At 44.4% G+C, this 17,213-nt stretch carries 15 protein-coding genes; 14 read left to right on the top strand and 1 reads right to left on the bottom strand.

The annotated features are described in order from the left end of the window. Positions 1–74 precede the first annotated feature (74 nt). Complete coding sequence (locus tag K5J94_RS00915; RefSeq protein ID WP_159547948.1) at positions 75–1,367, top strand: adenylosuccinate synthase; 1,293 nt, start codon at positions 75–77, stop codon at positions 1,365–1,367. Positions 1,368–1,598: 231 nt separating this feature from the next. After that, entirely contained in the window at positions 1,599–2,642 is a 1,044-nt protein-coding gene (locus tag K5J94_RS00910; RefSeq protein WP_159544753.1) for a BMP family lipoprotein, read from the top strand. Between the two features lie 213 nt (positions 2,643–2,855). On the opposite strand, the gene K5J94_RS00905 is transcribed toward K5J94_RS00910, so the two are convergent. Continuing rightward, complete coding sequence (locus tag K5J94_RS00905) at positions 2,856–3,629, bottom strand: glycyl-radical enzyme activating protein (RefSeq protein ID WP_159563936.1); 774 nt, start codon at positions 3,627–3,629, stop codon at positions 2,856–2,858. Positions 3,630–3,752: 123 nt separating this feature from the next. On the opposite strand from K5J94_RS00905, the gene K5J94_RS00900 reads away from it, so the two are divergent. From K5J94_RS00900 to K5J94_RS00845, 12 genes are all read left to right on the top strand, one after another. Next, entirely contained in the window at positions 3,753–4,499 is a 747-nt protein-coding gene (locus K5J94_RS00900) for a DeoR/GlpR family DNA-binding transcription regulator (protein ID WP_159544757.1), read from the top strand. Between the two features lie 10 nt (positions 4,500–4,509). After that, entirely contained in the window at positions 4,510–5,493 is a 984-nt protein-coding gene (locus K5J94_RS00895; RefSeq protein WP_221913203.1) for a sugar-binding transcriptional regulator, read from the top strand. A 402-nt stretch (positions 5,494–5,895) separates the two neighbouring features. Next, positions 5,896–6,903 carry a KxYKxGKxW signal peptide domain-containing protein gene (locus tag K5J94_RS00890; RefSeq protein ID WP_221913201.1) on the top strand — a complete coding sequence of 336 codons (1,008 nt, stop codon included), beginning with the start codon at positions 5,896–5,898 and terminating at the stop codon, positions 6,901–6,903. Positions 6,904–7,099: 196 nt separating this feature from the next. Continuing rightward, positions 7,100–7,777 carry a KxYKxGKxW signal peptide domain-containing protein gene (locus K5J94_RS00885; protein ID WP_221913200.1) on the top strand — a complete coding sequence of 226 codons (678 nt, stop codon included), beginning with the start codon at positions 7,100–7,102 and terminating at the stop codon, positions 7,775–7,777. Between the two features lie 272 nt (positions 7,778–8,049). Beyond that, on the top strand, positions 8,050–10,464 hold the full coding sequence (locus K5J94_RS00880; protein WP_221913199.1) for a glycyl radical protein: 2,415 nt from the start codon (positions 8,050–8,052) through the stop codon (positions 10,462–10,464). An 18-nt stretch (positions 10,465–10,482) separates the two neighbouring features. After that, positions 10,483–11,154 (top strand): fructose-6-phosphate aldolase, encoded by a 672-nt coding sequence (locus tag K5J94_RS00875; RefSeq protein ID WP_159544519.1) that lies wholly within the window; start codon positions 10,483–10,485, stop codon positions 11,152–11,154. Between the two features lie 48 nt (positions 11,155–11,202). Further along, positions 11,203–12,297 (top strand): glycerol dehydrogenase, encoded by a 1,095-nt coding sequence (locus K5J94_RS00870; protein WP_221913198.1) that lies wholly within the window; start codon positions 11,203–11,205, stop codon positions 12,295–12,297. A 277-nt stretch (positions 12,298–12,574) separates the two neighbouring features. Then, positions 12,575–13,663 carry an ABC transporter permease gene (locus tag K5J94_RS00865; RefSeq protein WP_221913197.1) on the top strand — a complete coding sequence of 363 codons (1,089 nt, stop codon included), beginning with the start codon at positions 12,575–12,577 and terminating at the stop codon, positions 13,661–13,663. Position 13,664: 1 nt separating this feature from the next. Continuing rightward, positions 13,665–14,342 carry an ABC transporter ATP-binding protein gene (locus tag K5J94_RS00860; RefSeq protein WP_231700361.1) on the top strand — a complete coding sequence of 226 codons (678 nt, stop codon included), beginning with the start codon at positions 13,665–13,667 and terminating at the stop codon, positions 14,340–14,342. 391 nt (positions 14,343–14,733) lie between these two features. Further along, positions 14,734–15,417 carry a response regulator transcription factor gene (locus K5J94_RS00855; protein WP_221913195.1) on the top strand — a complete coding sequence of 228 codons (684 nt, stop codon included), beginning with the start codon at positions 14,734–14,736 and terminating at the stop codon, positions 15,415–15,417. Next, positions 15,410–16,498, top strand: a complete 1,089-nt coding sequence (locus tag K5J94_RS00850) for a sensor histidine kinase (protein ID WP_221913193.1) — start codon at positions 15,410–15,412, stop codon at positions 16,496–16,498. Before K5J94_RS00855 ends, K5J94_RS00850 begins: the two co-directional genes overlap by 8 nt. Positions 16,499–16,666: 168 nt before the next feature. Then, positions 16,667–17,158 (top strand): prolyl-tRNA synthetase associated domain-containing protein, encoded by a 492-nt coding sequence (locus K5J94_RS00845; RefSeq protein WP_159560321.1) that lies wholly within the window; start codon positions 16,667–16,669, stop codon positions 17,156–17,158. The last annotated feature ends 55 nt before the right edge of the window (positions 17,159–17,213 follow it).

The following is a 17,213-nucleotide window of genomic DNA, read 5'->3' as shown; positions in this document are numbered from 1 at the left end:
CCTGCCCTGTTTTCTAGAAAGGTGACGATAAGTGCTTTTTTGTGTGGAGGGTGCTTATCGCTAGCGGAAAAATTATGACATCAGTAGTAGTTGTTGGTACCCAGTGGGGTGATGAGGGTAAAGGCAAGATTACGGATTTTTTATCCGTTGATGCCGAAGTCATTGCCCGTTACCAAGGGGGTGACAATGCCGGCCATACCATTGTGATTGATGGTAAAAAGTTCAAATTACACTTGATTCCTTCTGGTATCTTTTTTAAAGAAAAGATTTCAGTGATTGGTAATGGCGTTGTGGTCAATCCTAAATCACTGGTCAAAGAACTTGCTTATCTCCATAGTGAAGGCATCACCACTGATAACTTGCGCATTTCAGATCGGGCGCATGTCATCTTACCTTATCATATTAAGCTAGATCAGTTACAAGAAGATGCCAAAGGCGATAACAAGATCGGCACCACGATTAAGGGAATCGGCCCGGCCTATATGGACAAGGCGGCGCGTGTTGGGATTCGGATTGCTGACTTGCTTGATAAAGACATCTTTGCTGAGCGTTTGAGGGTAAACTTGGCGGAGAAAAACCGGCTCTTTGAAAAAATGTATGATGCTACTGCAATCACGTTTGAAGATATTTTTGAAGAATATTATGCCTATGGTCAGCAAATTAAGCAGTACGTGACGGATACCTCTGTGATCTTAAATGATGCACTTGATGCGGGTAAACGAGTACTCTTTGAAGGGGCCCAAGGTGTCATGCTAGATATTGATCAGGGCACCTATCCCTTTGTAACCTCATCAAACCCAGTAGCTGGTGGGGTAACGATTGGTTCTGGCGTTGGCCCAAGCAAGATTAACAAGGTTGTTGGGGTATGTAAAGCCTACACTAGCCGTGTTGGTGATGGTCCTTTTCCTACAGAGTTATTTGATGAGGTGGGTGAGCGGATCCGCGAAGTTGGACACGAATATGGTACAACGACTGGGCGTCCGCGTCGTGTGGGTTGGTTTGACTCAGTTGTCATGCGCCATAGTCGTCGCGTATCAGGCATTACTAACCTTTCGCTGAACTCGATTGACGTTCTATCAGGGCTTGATACGGTTAAAATCTGCGTAGCGTACGATCTTGATGGGAAGCGTATTGACCACTACCCAGCTAGTCTAGAGCAATTAAAACGTTGTAAGCCAATCTATGAAGAATTACCAGGTTGGCAAGAAGACATCACTGGTGTTCGTAGCCTAGATGACCTACCAGAAAATGCCCGCAACTATGTCCGCCGCGTTGGCGAGCTAGTTGGTGTGCGCATCTCGACCTTCTCTGTCGGGCCAGGCCGCGAACAAACTAATATTTTAGAATCCGTTTGGGCAAGTATTTAGGTGGATAACTAGCCTAGAAATGAAAAAAGAGCTGAGCTTAATCAGTTCTTTTTTCGTTATTTTATTAACAATGCAGTAAGAAATGCGAGTCGTCTTCCTGGTTTTTGAGAAATACCGAACAATTAAATAAAAATGCTTTGCAAAAATCAAGCTTTCTGGTATACTAGATTTTCCTCTTCACAAGTGACGGTCGAGGGAAATATTTTGCTTTTCAAGGAGGTTCATTTTTCAATGAACAAAAAAATAGTCTCATTATCTCTTACTGCTCTGGCTGTGCTGACGTTAGGTGCATGTTCACAGAAGGGATCTAAAGATGCTTCAGAAACGAAACTCAAGGTCGCTATGGTGACAGATCAGGGAGGAATTGACGACAAATCCTTTAATCAATCTGCTTGGGAAGGATTGCAGGCCTGGGGAAAATCGCAACACGTACAAAAAGGCCGCGGCTTTGATTATTTCCAATCGTCCAACGAATCTGAATATGTGACCAATCTTGAAACAGCGGCTTCTAGCGGCTATAATTTAGTATTTGGGATTGGCTTTAACCTGACAGATGCTATTAAAAAAGCAGCTGAACACAACAAAGATACCAAATATGCCATTGTCGATGATGTGATTGAAGGCAAAGACAACGTTGCTAGCATCACCTTTGCTGATAACGAAGCAGCTTATCTAGCAGGTGTTGCCGCAGCCAAGACAACAAAAACCAAAAAAATTGGTTTTGTTGGTGGTATGGAAGGGACAGTTGTTAAGCGTTTTGAAAGCGGCTTTGCAGCTGGTGTTAAATCCGTCGATCCTTCTATTAAATTAACCATTACCTATGCTGGTTCTTTTGCTGATGCAGCCAAGGGAAAATCCATTGCAGCAACGCAGTATGCTAGTGGCGCTGATGTAATCTACCAAGCAGCAGGCGGTACCGGAGCAGGTGTTTTCAATGAAGCTAAAGCCATCAATGAAAAACGTTCGCAAGCTGATAAAGTCTGGGTCATTGGCGTGGATCGTGACCAAAAAGCCGAAGGCCATTACACGGATAAATCAGGGAAAAAAGCCAACTTCGTTTTAGCTTCTAGCATTAAAGAAGTCGGTAAAACAATGCAAAAAGTTATTGCGATGACTGAAAAAGATACCTTTCCAGGTGGCAAAGTTAACCGCTTTGGGATTAAAGAAGACGGTGTTGATCTAACTACCAAAGATTTGCCAGCAGAGGTCAAAGCAGCTGTAGACCAAGCCCGCAAAGACATCACCGCTGGTAAAATTACAGTCCCTGAAAAATAACCACAAAAAGCCTACGAAGAACAAAATAAGAATAATATATAGAGGGTTTACCCCTACCTTAATAATGACCAACGCCCCAAAAGTTAGCCAAAAACTCTAACAATTGGGGTGTTTTTGCTTGTTAAAAAGCCTCATTGCCCCTTTCTGTAGTGGGTGAGTGAGCATAAAGCACTTGGCTTTTAAGCCATCGTGAGCCAGCGGCAGTGATAAGGCTTAAAAATAACAATGAATCTGGTAGTCTAAAAAGACCTGTTGGTAGTCCTTTAAATCTTCTGGGTGATAAGCGTCGATCCCAGCCATAGCATAATCTCTATCCAAGAGTTTATATTTGTTTTCACCAAATTGGTGAAAAGGAAGCAGCTGAACATCTCTGATGTCAAGTTTGTTAAAGAGCTCTGCAAAAGCCTGGGCGTCTGCTAAGCTGTCATTGAAATGAGGAATGACAGGGATGCGCAAGACAATGGTCTTCCCTGCTTGGAAGGCATAGTGGATATTTTTGATAATCACTTCATTTGATACACCCGTAACGGCGCGGTGTTTAGCCTTGTTATAATGTTTTAAGTCAGTATAGATAAAATCAACATATTGGATTAAATCAGCAAATTGCCGCTGATTAGTAAATGCCGTTGTCTCAATGGCTGTATGTAAGCCTTCTTCTTTAGCTTTGACTAGGATGTCTTTAGCAAATGCGAACTGGGCGAAAATTTCACCCCCTGATAAGGTTAAGCCACCCCCTGATTCTTCGTAAAAATCACGATCTTTTAAGACCTCCTCCATGACCTGATCAACGGTCTTAAGTTGGCCGACGGTCTCATAGGTTTGACCATCGCTTGTGCGCATTTGCTCAGGCATCATTTTTTGAGATTCAGGATTGGCGCACCAAGGGCATTTTAAAGGACAACCTTTAAGAAAAACCGTTGTCCGGATGCCCGGCCCATCATGAATACTAAAATGTTGGATATTAAATACCATTCCAGATGCTGCCATAATAACCTATCCTTTCTTTTCCTCCATGATAACAGAGAAACGTAAATAAATCAATTTCGTTCGAAAGTTTAGGCATCTTTCCATTTACCCCTAAAATTGCTATAATAAGGGATGAGGTATAACATGAATCGTTTAGAAAAAATCATTCAACTTGTTTCACAAGAAAAAAAGATCGATGTAACGACGCTATCACAACTCTTAGAAGTATCCAAAGTGACCATTCGTAAAGACCTAGATAAACTAGAATCTAAAGGACTGCTCCGCCGCGAACATGGCTATGCTGTGTTGAACAATGGCGATGATTTAAATGTCCGCCTATCTTATCATTACACGACTAAACGTCGGATTGCCGAAAAAGCAGCCGAGCTGATCCAAGATAATGAAACCATTATGATTGAATCTGGCTCCACCTGTGCTTTACTAGCAGAGGTCCTGTGTCAGACCAAGCAGAATATCAAAATCATTACCAACTCTAGCTTTATTGCCAATTACCTACGTCATTATCAGACCTGTCAAATTATTTTGCTGGGCGGCTATTATCAGCCAACTGCGGAAGTGACTGTTGGGCCTCTTCTCAAGGAAATGATTCGCTTATTCCATGTAGATAAACTCTTCTTTGGCACAGATGGCTTTAGCCCTCGTGTTGGCTTTATGGGTAAGGATATGATGCGGACAGAGGTTGTCCAAGAAATGGCTAAGGTGGCCGATCAGGTCATTATTTTAACGGATTCCTCTAAGTTTGAAAAACCAAGCTTAGTGCCCCAGATAGACTTCAATGCTGTACGTCGGGTCATTACAGACAAGGGATTGAACAAAGAAGCCCTTGAGGCTTTGACCCAAAAGGCAATCGAAGTGATTTTTGTAGAATAGGTGCCCACTGATGAAAGAAGAGCGTAAACAATTACTAGCTAAAATAGCTTATTTACACTATATAGAAGGGAAAAGTCAGACTCAAATTTCCAAAGAGCTTGGCATATACCGCACCACAGTTTGTCGCATGTTAGCAAGAGCTAAGGAATTAGGCTTAGTTCAGATAGAGATTATAGGCTATGATGCTAGCCTTTTTGCCTTAGAAGAGCAAGTCAGAGCAAAATATGGCCTAGAACGACTAGAAATTGTCCCTAGGCATCCCGATGATCGCCCAGAAGACCTCTTAAGCCGGGCCGCCAAAACTTGTGCAGAACTGTTCAGACAGATAGTGCAAGATGGCGACAAGGTTGGATTAGCCTGGGGGTCATCACTTAGTCGGACGATTGATATGATCGATCCCAAAATGATGAAGCATGTGGAAGTTTACCCGTTGGCGGGTGGTCCTAGCCATATTAATATCAGTTATCATGTCAACACCCTAGTTTATCGTCTAGCTAAAATATTTCAGGGTAAGAGTGATTTTATTAATGCCAGGGTTGTTCAAGAAAACAAAGCCATAAGAGATGGGATTGTTGATTCTAAGTATTTTGCCAATGTCAAAAACAGTTGGAATCACATTGATGTCGCGCTTGTTGGTATAGGCGGGACACCCCAATCAGGTATTGAAAGCCAATGGTTAGATTTGCTAAATAAACAGGATGTGGACATGCTCAAAGCAGAAGCAGCTGTTGGTGAAATGTGCTGCCGCTTCTTTAACAAAGACGGCCAACTCGTCGCCAATGACTTGCAAGAACGCATTATTGGCATTACCTTGGAGCAACTCATACAAGTGCCAAAAACGATCGCCCTGGCTACAGGTACGATGAAGGCAGAAGCCATTTTAGCAGCCTTAAAAACCAAAGCCATTAACTATTTAGTCACCGACTGTGCCACTATCCATCAGATCCTGCAGTTAGACCAGGCTTCTGAGGAACTCAAATCCTTGCCATGCTAACTAGCCACTAGCCTTTGCTTAAATAAGTGAAATATAATGTGATAACAAAACCTAGCACTGGAAGTTCAGAGCTAGGTTTTTTATTGTAAGCTATGCACAAATATGCGTGATAAAAATAATATGCACAAAAATGTTGACCTGTTTAGATGGCTAATGTTAAAAAAGGCTTAAATAAAAATCTCATAAATAAGTTAAACATTAGCTTCTATATATAGTAATAATCAGCCTTTCATTTCCTTTAAAATCTCCACAAACTACCTATTTAATAACATGTAAAACGCTTTCTATACACGGGATTATAAGTTTTAAAATAAATAAATCCCTGAGCTTGAGTATATATATATATATATATACTGGTTTTTGCCATAAATGGCTAAAAAATTAAAAGGAGATAAGTATTTTATGAATAATAAAGTTGGCTTTAGGATGTGGAAATCAGGAAAGCGATGGTTATTTTCTGGTGTGGCATTAATGGCCAGTCTTGTCATGGGAACAGCGGCTATCACTGCCAATAGTTATGGAGGATGTCAAAGTGTAATTGGTCTTCGTAGTCAAGATCAAGATACACACCAGTGCGTACTTTGGTACCCAGCCGCTCCGACTTTAAGTGGGAACAATGGCGACCGTGAGCTTCCTGGCTTGGGAGGTGAGGATACAGGTACTAGCGCACACATTATTTGGGGTCCAGCCGCTCCGACTTTAAGTGGGAACAATGGCGACCGTGAGCTTCCTGGCTTGGGTGGTGAGGACACAGGTACTAGCGCACACATTACCTGGGGTCCAGCCGCTCCGACTTTAAGTGGGAGCAATGGCGACCGTGAGCTTCCTGGCTTTGGAGGTGAGGACACAGGTGCTAGCGCACACATTATTTGGGGTCCAGCCGCTCCCACTTTAAGTGGGAACAATGGCGACCGTGAGCTTCCTGGCTTGGGAGGTGAGGATACAGGTACTAGCGCACACATTATTTGGGGTCCAGCCGCTCCGACTTTAAGTGGGAACAATGGCGACCGTGAGCTTCCTGGCTTGGGTGGTGAGGACACAGGTACTAGCGCACACATTACCTGGGGTCCAGCCGCTCCGACTTTAAGTGGGAGCAATGGCGACCGTGAGCTTCCTGGCTTTGGAGGTGAGGACACAGGTGCTAGCGCACACATTATTTGGGGTCCAGCCGCTCCCACTTTAAGTGGAAACAATGGCGACCGTGAGCTTCCAGGTCTAAGTGGTGATGAATCTGATTTTGAAGAACAATTTGAAAGTTTCTATGATATGGGATATCATGATGCGCAAAATAATCTTCCGCCATTTCAGGAGTTAGAAGATGAATCAGCACAAGCAGATTATACTAGGGGCTATTCATTGGGTACTCCAGATATAGACTCAGGGAAACCTGGTTGGGAAAACTGGGAATAATCTTGAGACTCATCAACTAAGGTAATGTGATTACCAGTTAGAGAGGTAATAGAGAGGGATGATTGCCATTCCCTCTTTATTGTGGTCAAATATACTGCTGATTCCACAGAGAGGAGAAAGTTGTGATATTTGAGGTTATATTTTTAGAGCGTATTCATATATGAAGGTTGGAATAGATTGAAAAGAGAGTCTTAATATGAAAATAATAAAATCTTCAGGTTTTAGAATGTGGAAATCAGGAAAGCAATGGCTGTTTTCTGGTGTGGCATTAATGGCCAGTCTTGTCATGGGAACAGCGGCTATCACTGCCAATAGTTATGGAGGATGTCAAAATGTAACTGGTCTTCGTAGTCAAGATCAAGATACATACCAGTGCGTACTTTGGTACCCAGCCGCTCCGACTTTAAGTGGAAGCAATGGCGACCGTGAGCTTCCTGGCTTTGGAGGTGAGAACACAGGTGAGGACACAGGTGCTAGCGCACACATTACCTGGGGCCCAGCCGCTCCGACTTTAAGTGGAAGCAATGGCGACCGTGAGCTTCCTGGCTTTGGAGGTGAGAACACAGGTGCTAGCGCACACATTACCTGGGGTCCAGCCGCTCCGACTTTAAGTGGAAGCAATGGCGACCGTGAGCTTCCTGGCTTTGGAGGTGAGAACACAGGTGCTAGCGCACACATTACCTGGGGTCCAGCCGCTCCGACTTTAAGTGGAAGTGAAGCTGTACGAAAACATAAGGACCGCTCATCGGAATCGAAAAATATGCTTCAGAGTAAATCGACCTCAACATCTCCAGTAACCGTTTTATCTGCAACAGGTGTCACGACTTTGATAGCTGTGGGTGCCTTTAGTATCAAAAAGATTTGGAAAAAATAGTGATGGCTTATAACTCTTAAAGCAAGATACCCATTATTTCTATTTTCTTCTATATAATGTAAAGTTTAATATATGTCAGACAAATTTCCTCGGCGCTGATTGAGTGGAGGGGAAATGGCTCTGGCATATATTTTTTGTTACAACTATGCACTTTTGTGCACTATTGGTTTTACAAGGGACTAAAGCTGCAAACAAATACAAATGAGAGAGCAAATGTGGTAAAATGATTTCGAAAGAAACTTAAGTATGTTACGTTAGTAAAGGAGATGCCCATGACTGACAAAATCCCTTATTTTGGACAGTTAACACCACGGATGAATCGCTACCGTGAAGAAGTCCTTAATAAAAAGCCCTACATTGATGCAGAGCGGGCTATACTGGTAACAAAAGCTTATCAAGAGCATCTGGATAAGCCTGCGACCCTCAAGCGGGCCTACATGCTGCAAGAGGTCTTAGAGAACATGACCATCTACATTGAAGAGGATAGCTTCATTGCTGGTAATCAAGCCTCTTCCAATAAAGATGCTCCGATTTTCCCAGAATACACATTGGAATTTGTCATTAAGGAGTTAGACCTTTTTGAAAAACGTGACGGTGATGTTTTCTATATTACCGAAGAAACAAAGGAACAGCTGCGCTCGATTGCTCCTTTTTGGGAGAACAACAACCTACGGGCTCGTGCCGGTGCACTCCTACCAAAAGAAGTTGCTGTCTACATGGAAACGGGCTTTTTTGGCATGGAAGGCAAGATGAATTCAGGGGATGCTCATCTGGCTGTTAACTATCAAAAACTCCTCCAATATGGTCTGAAAGGCTTTGAAGAACGTGCTCGTGCTGCCAAAGCTGCTCTAGATCTCACTGTACCTGAAAATATTGACAAATACCATTTCTATGATGCTATCTTCATTGTGATTGATGCGGTGAAAACTTATGCCCATCGCTATGCGGCCTTGGCACGTCAGTTGGCCAAACAGGCCTTGCCAAAGCGCCGAGCAGAACTCTTAGAAATGGCGCGCATTTGTGATAAAGTCCCCTATGAACCGGCAGCAAGCTTTGCCGAAGCCGTCCAGTCGGTCTGGTTTATCCAATGTATCTTACAAATAGAGTCAAACGGCCACTCTCTGTCTTATGGCCGATTTGATCAATACATGTCCCCCTATGCCGAGGCGGATATAGCAGCTGGTCTTGAAACGAAAGAGTCGATTGTTGAGCGACTCACTAATCTGTGGATTAAGACTCTCACCATTAATAAGGTGCGCAGCCAATCCCATACCTTCTCATCTGCTGGTAGCCCCATGTATCAAAATGTCACTATCGGTGGGCAAACCAGGGATAAACAAGACGCAGTCAATCCTATGTCCTACCTGGTCTTGCGTTCGGTAGCTCAGACCAAACTACCCCAGCCTAACTTGACTGTGCGTTACCATAAGGGGTTGGACCCCGCATTTATGAATGACTGTATTGAGGTCATGAAGCTAGGCTTTGGCATGCCGGCTATGAACAATGATGAGATTATCATCCCATCCTTTATCAAAAAAGGGGTGGCAGAAAAAGATGCCTATGACTACTCGGCTATTGGTTGCGTTGAAACGGCTGTACCTGGCAAGTGGGGCTACCGTTGCACGGGCATGAGCTATATCAATTTCCCGAAAATCTTGCTCATTACGATGAATGACGGTATTGATCCCGCTTCTGGCAAACGCTTTGCTAAGGGGCATGGGCATTTTACCCAGATGACTTCTTACGCAGAACTCAAAGCGGCCTTTGATGCTACCTTGCGTGAAATCACGCGCATGAGTGTCATTGTTGAAAACGCTATCGACCTTGGCCTTGAGCGTGAAGTACCCGATATTCTTTGTTCGGCCTTGACCGATGATTGTATCGGCCGCGGTAAGACTTTAAAAGAAGGCGGAGCAGTCTATGACTTTATCTCTGGCCTGCAGGTAGGTATTGCTAATCTAGCCGATTCCCTAGCAGCGCTTAAAAAATTAGTCTACGAAGATAAACGCCTGACTCCTCAGGAACTCTGGCAAGCGCTCGCAAGTGATTTTGCAGGTGAGCGTGGTGAAGACATTCGGCAAATGCTAATCAATGAGGCGCCAAAATATGGCAATGATGATGACTATGCCGACCAATTAGTGGTAGCTGCTTATGATACTTACATTGATGAGATTGCTAAGTATCCTAACACGCGCTATGGTCGTGGACCGATTGGTGGTATCCGCTATTGCGGCACCTCATCTATCTCGGCGAATGTTGGCCAAGGCAAGGGAACGCTTGCAACGCCCGATGGTCGTCATGCAGGGTCACCTCTGGCAGAAGGCTGCTCACCTGAGCATAGCATGGATAAAAAAGGTCCGACATCCGTGCTAAAATCAGTGGCTAAATTGCGAACGGATGAGATTGTCGGTGGGGTCTTACTGAACCAAAAAGTCAACCCCCAAACTCTGGCCAAAGAAGAAGACAAGGCCAAGTTAATCGCTTTGCTACGAACCTTCTTTAATCGTCTACATGGCTATCACATCCAATATAATGTGGTTTCAAGAGAAACCTTGATTGATGCTCAAAAACACCCAGAAAAACACCGCGATTTGATTGTGCGCGTGGCTGGCTATTCTGCCTTCTTCAATGTGCTTTCTAAGGCCACGCAAGATGATATTATCGAACGAACAGAACATACCTTATAGGAGAAAAAAGGAAAACTTATGGAATACATGTTAGATACCTTAAATCTTGAGGCTATTACAAAATGGTCTAAGATTTTGCCCCTAGCTGGAGTGACGTCAAATCCTACAATTGCTAAGGCCGAAGGCGATATTGCCTTCTTTGAACGGATCAAGGATATTCGAACAATCATTGGTGATAAGGCATCGATACATGTGCAGGTAGTTGCTCAAGACTATCAAGGCATACTAAAGGATGCCGCAGCTATTAAACAGCACTGTGGGGATTCTATTTATATTAAAGTCCCCGTGACTACTGAGGGGTTAGCGGCCATTAAGACCTTAAAAGCTCAGGGTTATCGGATTACAGCAACGGCGATTTACTCCACCTTTCAAGGCTTACTAGCTATTGAAGCTGGAGCTGATTATTTAGCGCCTTACTATAATCGGATGGAAAATGTAAATATTGATGCTGAGGCTGTCATTGGCCAGCTGGCCAAAGCTATTGCTCAAGGAGCTTTTGCTAGTAAAATCCTTGCAGCCAGCTTTAAAAATGTTGGGCAAATCAATAAGGCTTTTGCCCAGGGAGCCCAAGCTATTACGGCAAGTCCGGCTGTCTTTGAAGCTGGTTTTGCCATGCCCTCTATTCAAAAGGCTGTTGCTGATTTTGATAAGGATTGGGAAGCTATCCACCATACCCACAGTATTGTCTAAGTCAGGTGACTGACTATAAAAATAACTCGCTACAAAGGAGGCTGTGTTATGAAAGTATTTGCTAGTCCATCTCGTTACATTCAAGGTAAGAATGCGCTTTTTGAAAGTCATAAAGCCATTTTAAAGCTTGGTAGCAAACCCATTTTACTCTGTGATGATTTGGTTTATCAGATAGTGGGAGAAGACTTTGAGGCCTACTTAAAACGCCAAGGCATTTTAGTTGATCGGCTGGTCTTTAATGGCGAAGCTTCAGAAAGTGAGATTACCCGTGTAGCAGACATTGGCCGTAGTAATAAGAATGATCTGATTATAGGCTTAGGAGGCGGCAAGACGGCTGACAGTGCTAAGGCTATTGCCGATCGGTTAGATATTCCTGTTGTGATTGCGCCAACTGTGGCCTCTACTGATGCTCCCACCTCAGCCTTATCAGTGATTTATACTGATCAAGGGGCTTTTGAAAAGTATCTCTTTTATTCTAAAAACCCCGATTTGGTTTTGATGGACACCCAAGTCATATGTCAAGCACCGGCTCGCTTATTAGCATCAGGCATTGCTGATGGTCTTGCAACTTGGGCTGAAGCTCGCGCTGTTTTGCAAAAAAATGGGCTGACTATGGTTGGTGGCAATCAAACCTTGGCTGGCCTTGCCATTGCTGAGGCTTGTGAGCGGACCTTGTTTGCTGATGGGCTGCAAGCCATGGCTGCTTGTGAACAAAAAGTCGTCACCAAAGCTCTGGAAAATGTTGTTGAAGCTAATACCTTGTTGAGTGGTTTAGGGTTTGAAAGTGCAGGCCTTGCTGCAGCTCATGCCATCCACAATGGCTTTACTGCTTTAGAAGGCGATATTCATCATCTCACTCACGGAGAAAAAGTAGCCTATGGCACCTTGGTGCAATTCTTCTTAGAAAGCCGACCAAAAGAAGAAATTGATAAGTATATTCGCTTCTACCAACAAATCAAAATGCCCACAACCCTCAAGGAAATGCATCTTGATCAGGCTAGCTATGAAGATTTACTAAAGGTTGGTAAGCAGGCCACCATTGAAGGAGAAACGATTCATCAAATGCCATTTGCCATTTCTGCTGAAGATATTGCTGCTGCCCTTGTGGCGGTAGATGCCTATGTTAAACAGCTAACGGCTTAGTCGTCTTTACGTACGCTCAGTCAGCATTTTAGGGTTCAGCCAAAACGGCTGCGCCAGCCAAACTGGCTAAATAGTTATAAGAGCAAAGAACCTACCGCAGGAAAACCACCCAAAAACCATGTTTTCTTGCGGTTTTTTGTGTGGCAAAAAAGTGTCTGGCATAGTCTTACTAAAGCAAGCTCACTGCCTTGGCTGAGCTTTGCTCCAAAGAGCAAGGTCATATTCAGGTCACATTTCTTGTTTATACTAAAAGGAGAAGTAAAGGAGTGTGCATAATATGAAAGTTGCATGGAGTGAGCTGACCTATCAGCCTAAAAAATACCTTTTAGTAGAAGGTTTGATTGTTGTGATGATGTTTATGGTGGTCTTTTTGACCGGCCTTGCTAATGGCCTGGGCCGAGATGTCAGTGCCCAGATTGAGCAATTCGGAGGTAGGCATTATCTCTTGTCAGATGATTCTAAAGGACTGATTACGTTTTCTAATATAACAGCGCAGCAAAGCACTCAGCTAAAGCAACAGTATGGCTCTGAAGGTGCGGAGCTTGTGATTCAACGCGCAGCCATTCAAGCAAAAGGCACAAGTGAAAAGCAAGATGCCACCTACTTTGCGATTGCTCCTGAAGAAGATTTGAATCCGGCCGTGCATGCGGGCCATCGGCTGGGCCAAACAAAGAGGCAGGCAGTCTTGGATGAGAGCTTTTATGATAAGGGCTTACGCCTGGGCGATCGACTCAAAGACACTACTACCAATCAATGGCTAGAAGTTGTGGGCTTTGTGAAGGATGCTAAGTATGGCCATAGTCCGGTTATCTTTATTTCCAAAGCAACCTATACCCAACTATGGCAAAAAACCATGCCGCAATATGAGTGGCAGCCACAGGCCTATAGTTTGCCCAAAGCAAGCAAGCCGACTACTGTGCCTAAAGGGCTTGAGACGTATTCCAAAGCCCAAATTATCCAAAAGATTCCTGGTTATCAAGCAGAAGCTTTAACTTTATCGATGATTATCTGGGTCTTGGTTTTGGCTTCTTCGGCGATTCTAGGTGTGTTCTTCTATATTTTGACGCTGCAAAAATTAAAACAATTTGGTGTGCTCAAAGCCATTGGCTTTTCCATGGCTCAGATTGCTGGTATGCAATTGGCCCAGATCTTTCTTTTGGCCTTGGCCGGCTTAGGTCTAGGAACCGCTCTGGCTGTTGGCTTAGCACAGGTCTTGCCAAAGGCCATGCCTTTCTTTTTGACCTGGACAAGGGTGGGGCTTTTAGCTTGTGCCTTTCTAGTCATTGCGCTTTTGTGTGGCTCCTTGTCGCTCTTTAAGGTTAGACAGGTTGATCCCGTACAGGTTATTGGTGGAAATGGAGAATAGGATGAATCAATTAGAACTAATAGACATCACAAAAGGGTTTAAGGACGGCGAGGGCTACCAGCTCGTCCTTGATCACCTTACTTTAACGGTTGCAGCGGGGGAATTTGTCGCCATCTTGGGTCCGTCTGGCTCTGGCAAATCGACGCTGTTATCAATTGCTGGCTTGCTTTTATCACCTGATGCTGGGCACTTAAAGATTGCCGGACAGGATATGACTGGTCTTAAACAAACAGAGTGGACTAAAAAACGCCAGGCACTGTTAGGTTTTATCTTCCAAGACCACCAATTGCTGCCCTTTATGACCATTGAACAACAGTTAGCCCTAGTTGCCAAGGTCAAAGGGGTGAAGAAAGCCGACATTGCAAAGACTGTGGAGCAGTTATTAGGGGATCTAGGTATGGCCGACTCGGCCAAAAAACATCCCAATCAATTATCAGGCGGCCAAAAGCAAAGGGTGGCCATTGCGCGTGCTTTTTTAGGGAATTCCCAAGTCATACTAGCTGATGAGCCCACTGCTAGCCTTGATCCAGAGCGTGGCCGTGATATTGTTGCTTTGATTCAAAAAGAAGTCAAAGAAAAACAAAAGGCAGCTATTATGGTGACACATGACCGCTCGGTCTTAGACTTTGTGGACACAGTCTATGAGCTCAAGCAAGGTCAGCTGCAAAAATTCTCCTAAAAAGGCAACGCAAGAAGTGTGCTGGGTAAAAAGAAGAACAAAAGAGCGGTGAAAGTGAACCGCTCTTTGTCAAATGAAGGGATAGTCAACTCATAAAAAACGAGGCAAGGACTTTGTGGCTCATGTCAAAAGGGTAAACTCCTTGTCTTTTTGGGGGTAAGGGAGCTGCTTGTAAAAACAGCTAGAGGCGCCGCCGGCTGTGCCAGACATTAGAGCCGCCAGTTGTGTCAAACATTAGAGTCGCCAGTTGTGTCAGTCATTAGGGCCGCCAGTTGTGTCAGTTATTATCTGCACCAGCGGCTATTTCCTCAAAGACTGTATCAGATTGAGCCCACCTATAGGCTATTTCTTGTGCTATAATGACAGAAAAAGAAAGAACAAAGGAGTTGCCATGTTTTCAATCTTAGTTGCTGAAGATGACCAGTCCTTAAATACCATCATTTCCACTAAGCTACGTCAGGAGCATTATCAGGTCTATTCGGCTTTTAATGGGCAGCAAGTCCTTGATATGATGGAGACAGAGTCTATTGATTTACTGATTACAGATATTATGATGCCTATAAAGGATGGCTATGCCCTCGTGCAGGATCTGCGTGGTGCTAACGACCAATTGCCAATTCTGATGATTACGGCAAAAGCGCAGCTGCAGGCCTTGGAGCAAGCTTTTAAACTGGGTGTTGATGATTATTTGGTCAAGCCGGTGCGGCTGTCAGAGTTGAGCTTGCGGGTCAAGGCGCTTTTGCGACGGGCACAATTAGAAGCTGAGCAGCACTTACAAGTGGGGCAAACGAGACTAGATTACAACCAATTAACCCTCACAAACCTAACAACCAAGCAGCTCCTGCAATTGCCCCCAAAAGAATTCTATGTTCTCTACAAGCTATTGAGTCATCCTGAAAAGATCTTTACGCGCCTGGATTTGCTAGATGATATTTGGGGTGTGGATGACGAGCGTGACGAACGCCTCGTTGATGCTTGTATCAAGCGCTTACGAAAGAAATGTCAAGGAATGCGTGACTTTCAGATCATAACCATTCGAGGGCTTGGCTACAAAGGAAGGATCAGCAATGACTAAGACTAAACATCTTGAGCGCTCCTTGCGGTATTATTTTGTCTATTTGTTTATCGCAATCTTATCGACAAGCAGCCTGTTAGGGTTTGGCCTTATCTTTGTTTTAAAAAATCTCCTTGGTTTCAAAGCTTCCTTGGTTATTTGGCTGCTGCTGTATACTGTTGTCTTGCTGGTGAGCGGCAGCTTAATCATGTGGTTTGGATCCTTTCATCTCACAAACCCGATTAATCAGCTAAATCAGGCCGTCCAGCGCGTGGCGCAAGGGGATTTTTCCATTAGCATCGTACGCAGGTCCTATCCTAAAGACCAAGCGCCCTACCACAATGAGCTGGACGAATTGTCACAAAATGTCACTAAAATGGCTAAGTCCCTACAAAATATTGCCCAATTGCGTCAGGATTTCATTTCCAATGTCTCCCATGAGCTCAAGACGCCCATTGCCGCGCTAGCTGGGGTTAGTGAGCTGCTCATGGATCGCAGTCTGCCAGCTAAGGAACAAGCCGAGCTGCTGGGCTTGATGCAAAAAGAAACCGAACGTCTGACGCGCTTGTGTGATGGCATGCTCAGCCTATCACGCCTAAACAAGGAACCAGTGCCAGTGGACGGTGTGGCGATTGATGAGCAAATCCGCCAGGCTTTGATCCTCTTGACAGAAAAATGGTCAAATAAACAGATCAAGCTAAACATTGCGGCAAAGCCCGTCCGGATTAGAACCGTTCCTGACTTGACTATGCAAATCTGGCTCAATCTCTTGGATAACGCCATTAAATATTCAGACAATTCTCCAGAGCTTGAGATTACCGTGCACATGGTAGGCGGGGAGGCCCAGGTCATTTTAAAAGACCATGGTCAAGGCATCCCACAAGACCATTTGGACCGGGTTTTTGAGCAGTTTTTTCAAAGTGATACATCGCATGCGCAAGAAGGGAGTGGCCTTGGGCTTGCTATTGTGGCTCAGATCATCAAGCAGCTGGATGGACGCATCGCATTGACCAGTCAAGAACAACGAGGGACGACTGTAACAGTGACGCTTCCTAAGCGCCTGAATCAGGCTGCTAGTGCTAGTCTGCCTCCCAAAAGCTAAGGACTGCGGCCGTGACGCCGTGATATGTAGCAGCGAACGCTTGGCAGCTTGGAAGGCAAAAAAAAGCGTGTCAGCACAGCTGCCTGAGATAGAAAAAAAGCAACTAAGGCCCACAATCAGCACTCATCATTATTTGTTGTTCACATTGCCTTTTAGAAGGAGATTATTATGGATTTAGTGACCCCTGTTTTTGACCAGCTCCAAGCGCTCGGTCTGCCCTATCAGCTCATCGAGCACGCGCCAGCTCTGACCACTGAACAGGCTGATGACTTTATCGCAGGGCTTCCTGGCGTTAGGACCAAAACGTTGTTTTTAACCAATAAAAAGAAAACGCAGTTTTACCTGTTAATCATGGATGACCGCAAGCAGCTTGATATGGAGCAGTTTAGAGAGCTGGTCGGTGCTAATCGGATACGCCTAGCTTCTAATGCTAGCTTAGAGGAAAAGATGGCTCTCCAACCAGGCCTCGTCTCGCCCTTTGGCTTGCTCTTTAACCAAGATCATGATATTCAGGTGTATATTGATGCAGCGATTGTGTCACAAGAGTGCATGACGTTTCACCCTAATACGAATGAAAAAACCATTTTCATTGCCACGCCTGATTTACTGACGTTTTTGGAGAAAATCACTTATCCTGCTCAGATAGTGACGTTGGCATAATACTTAAAAGCACTTGCTTTATTGGCAGGTGCTTTTAGATGGTCTTGCTAAGAGA

Origin of the sequence: Streptococcus halichoeri, assembly GCF_019774635.1 — a bacterium.
Classification (GTDB): domain Bacteria; phylum Bacillota; class Bacilli; order Lactobacillales; family Streptococcaceae; genus Streptococcus; species Streptococcus halichoeri.
This window is presented reverse-complemented; position numbering and strand designations above follow the sequence as displayed.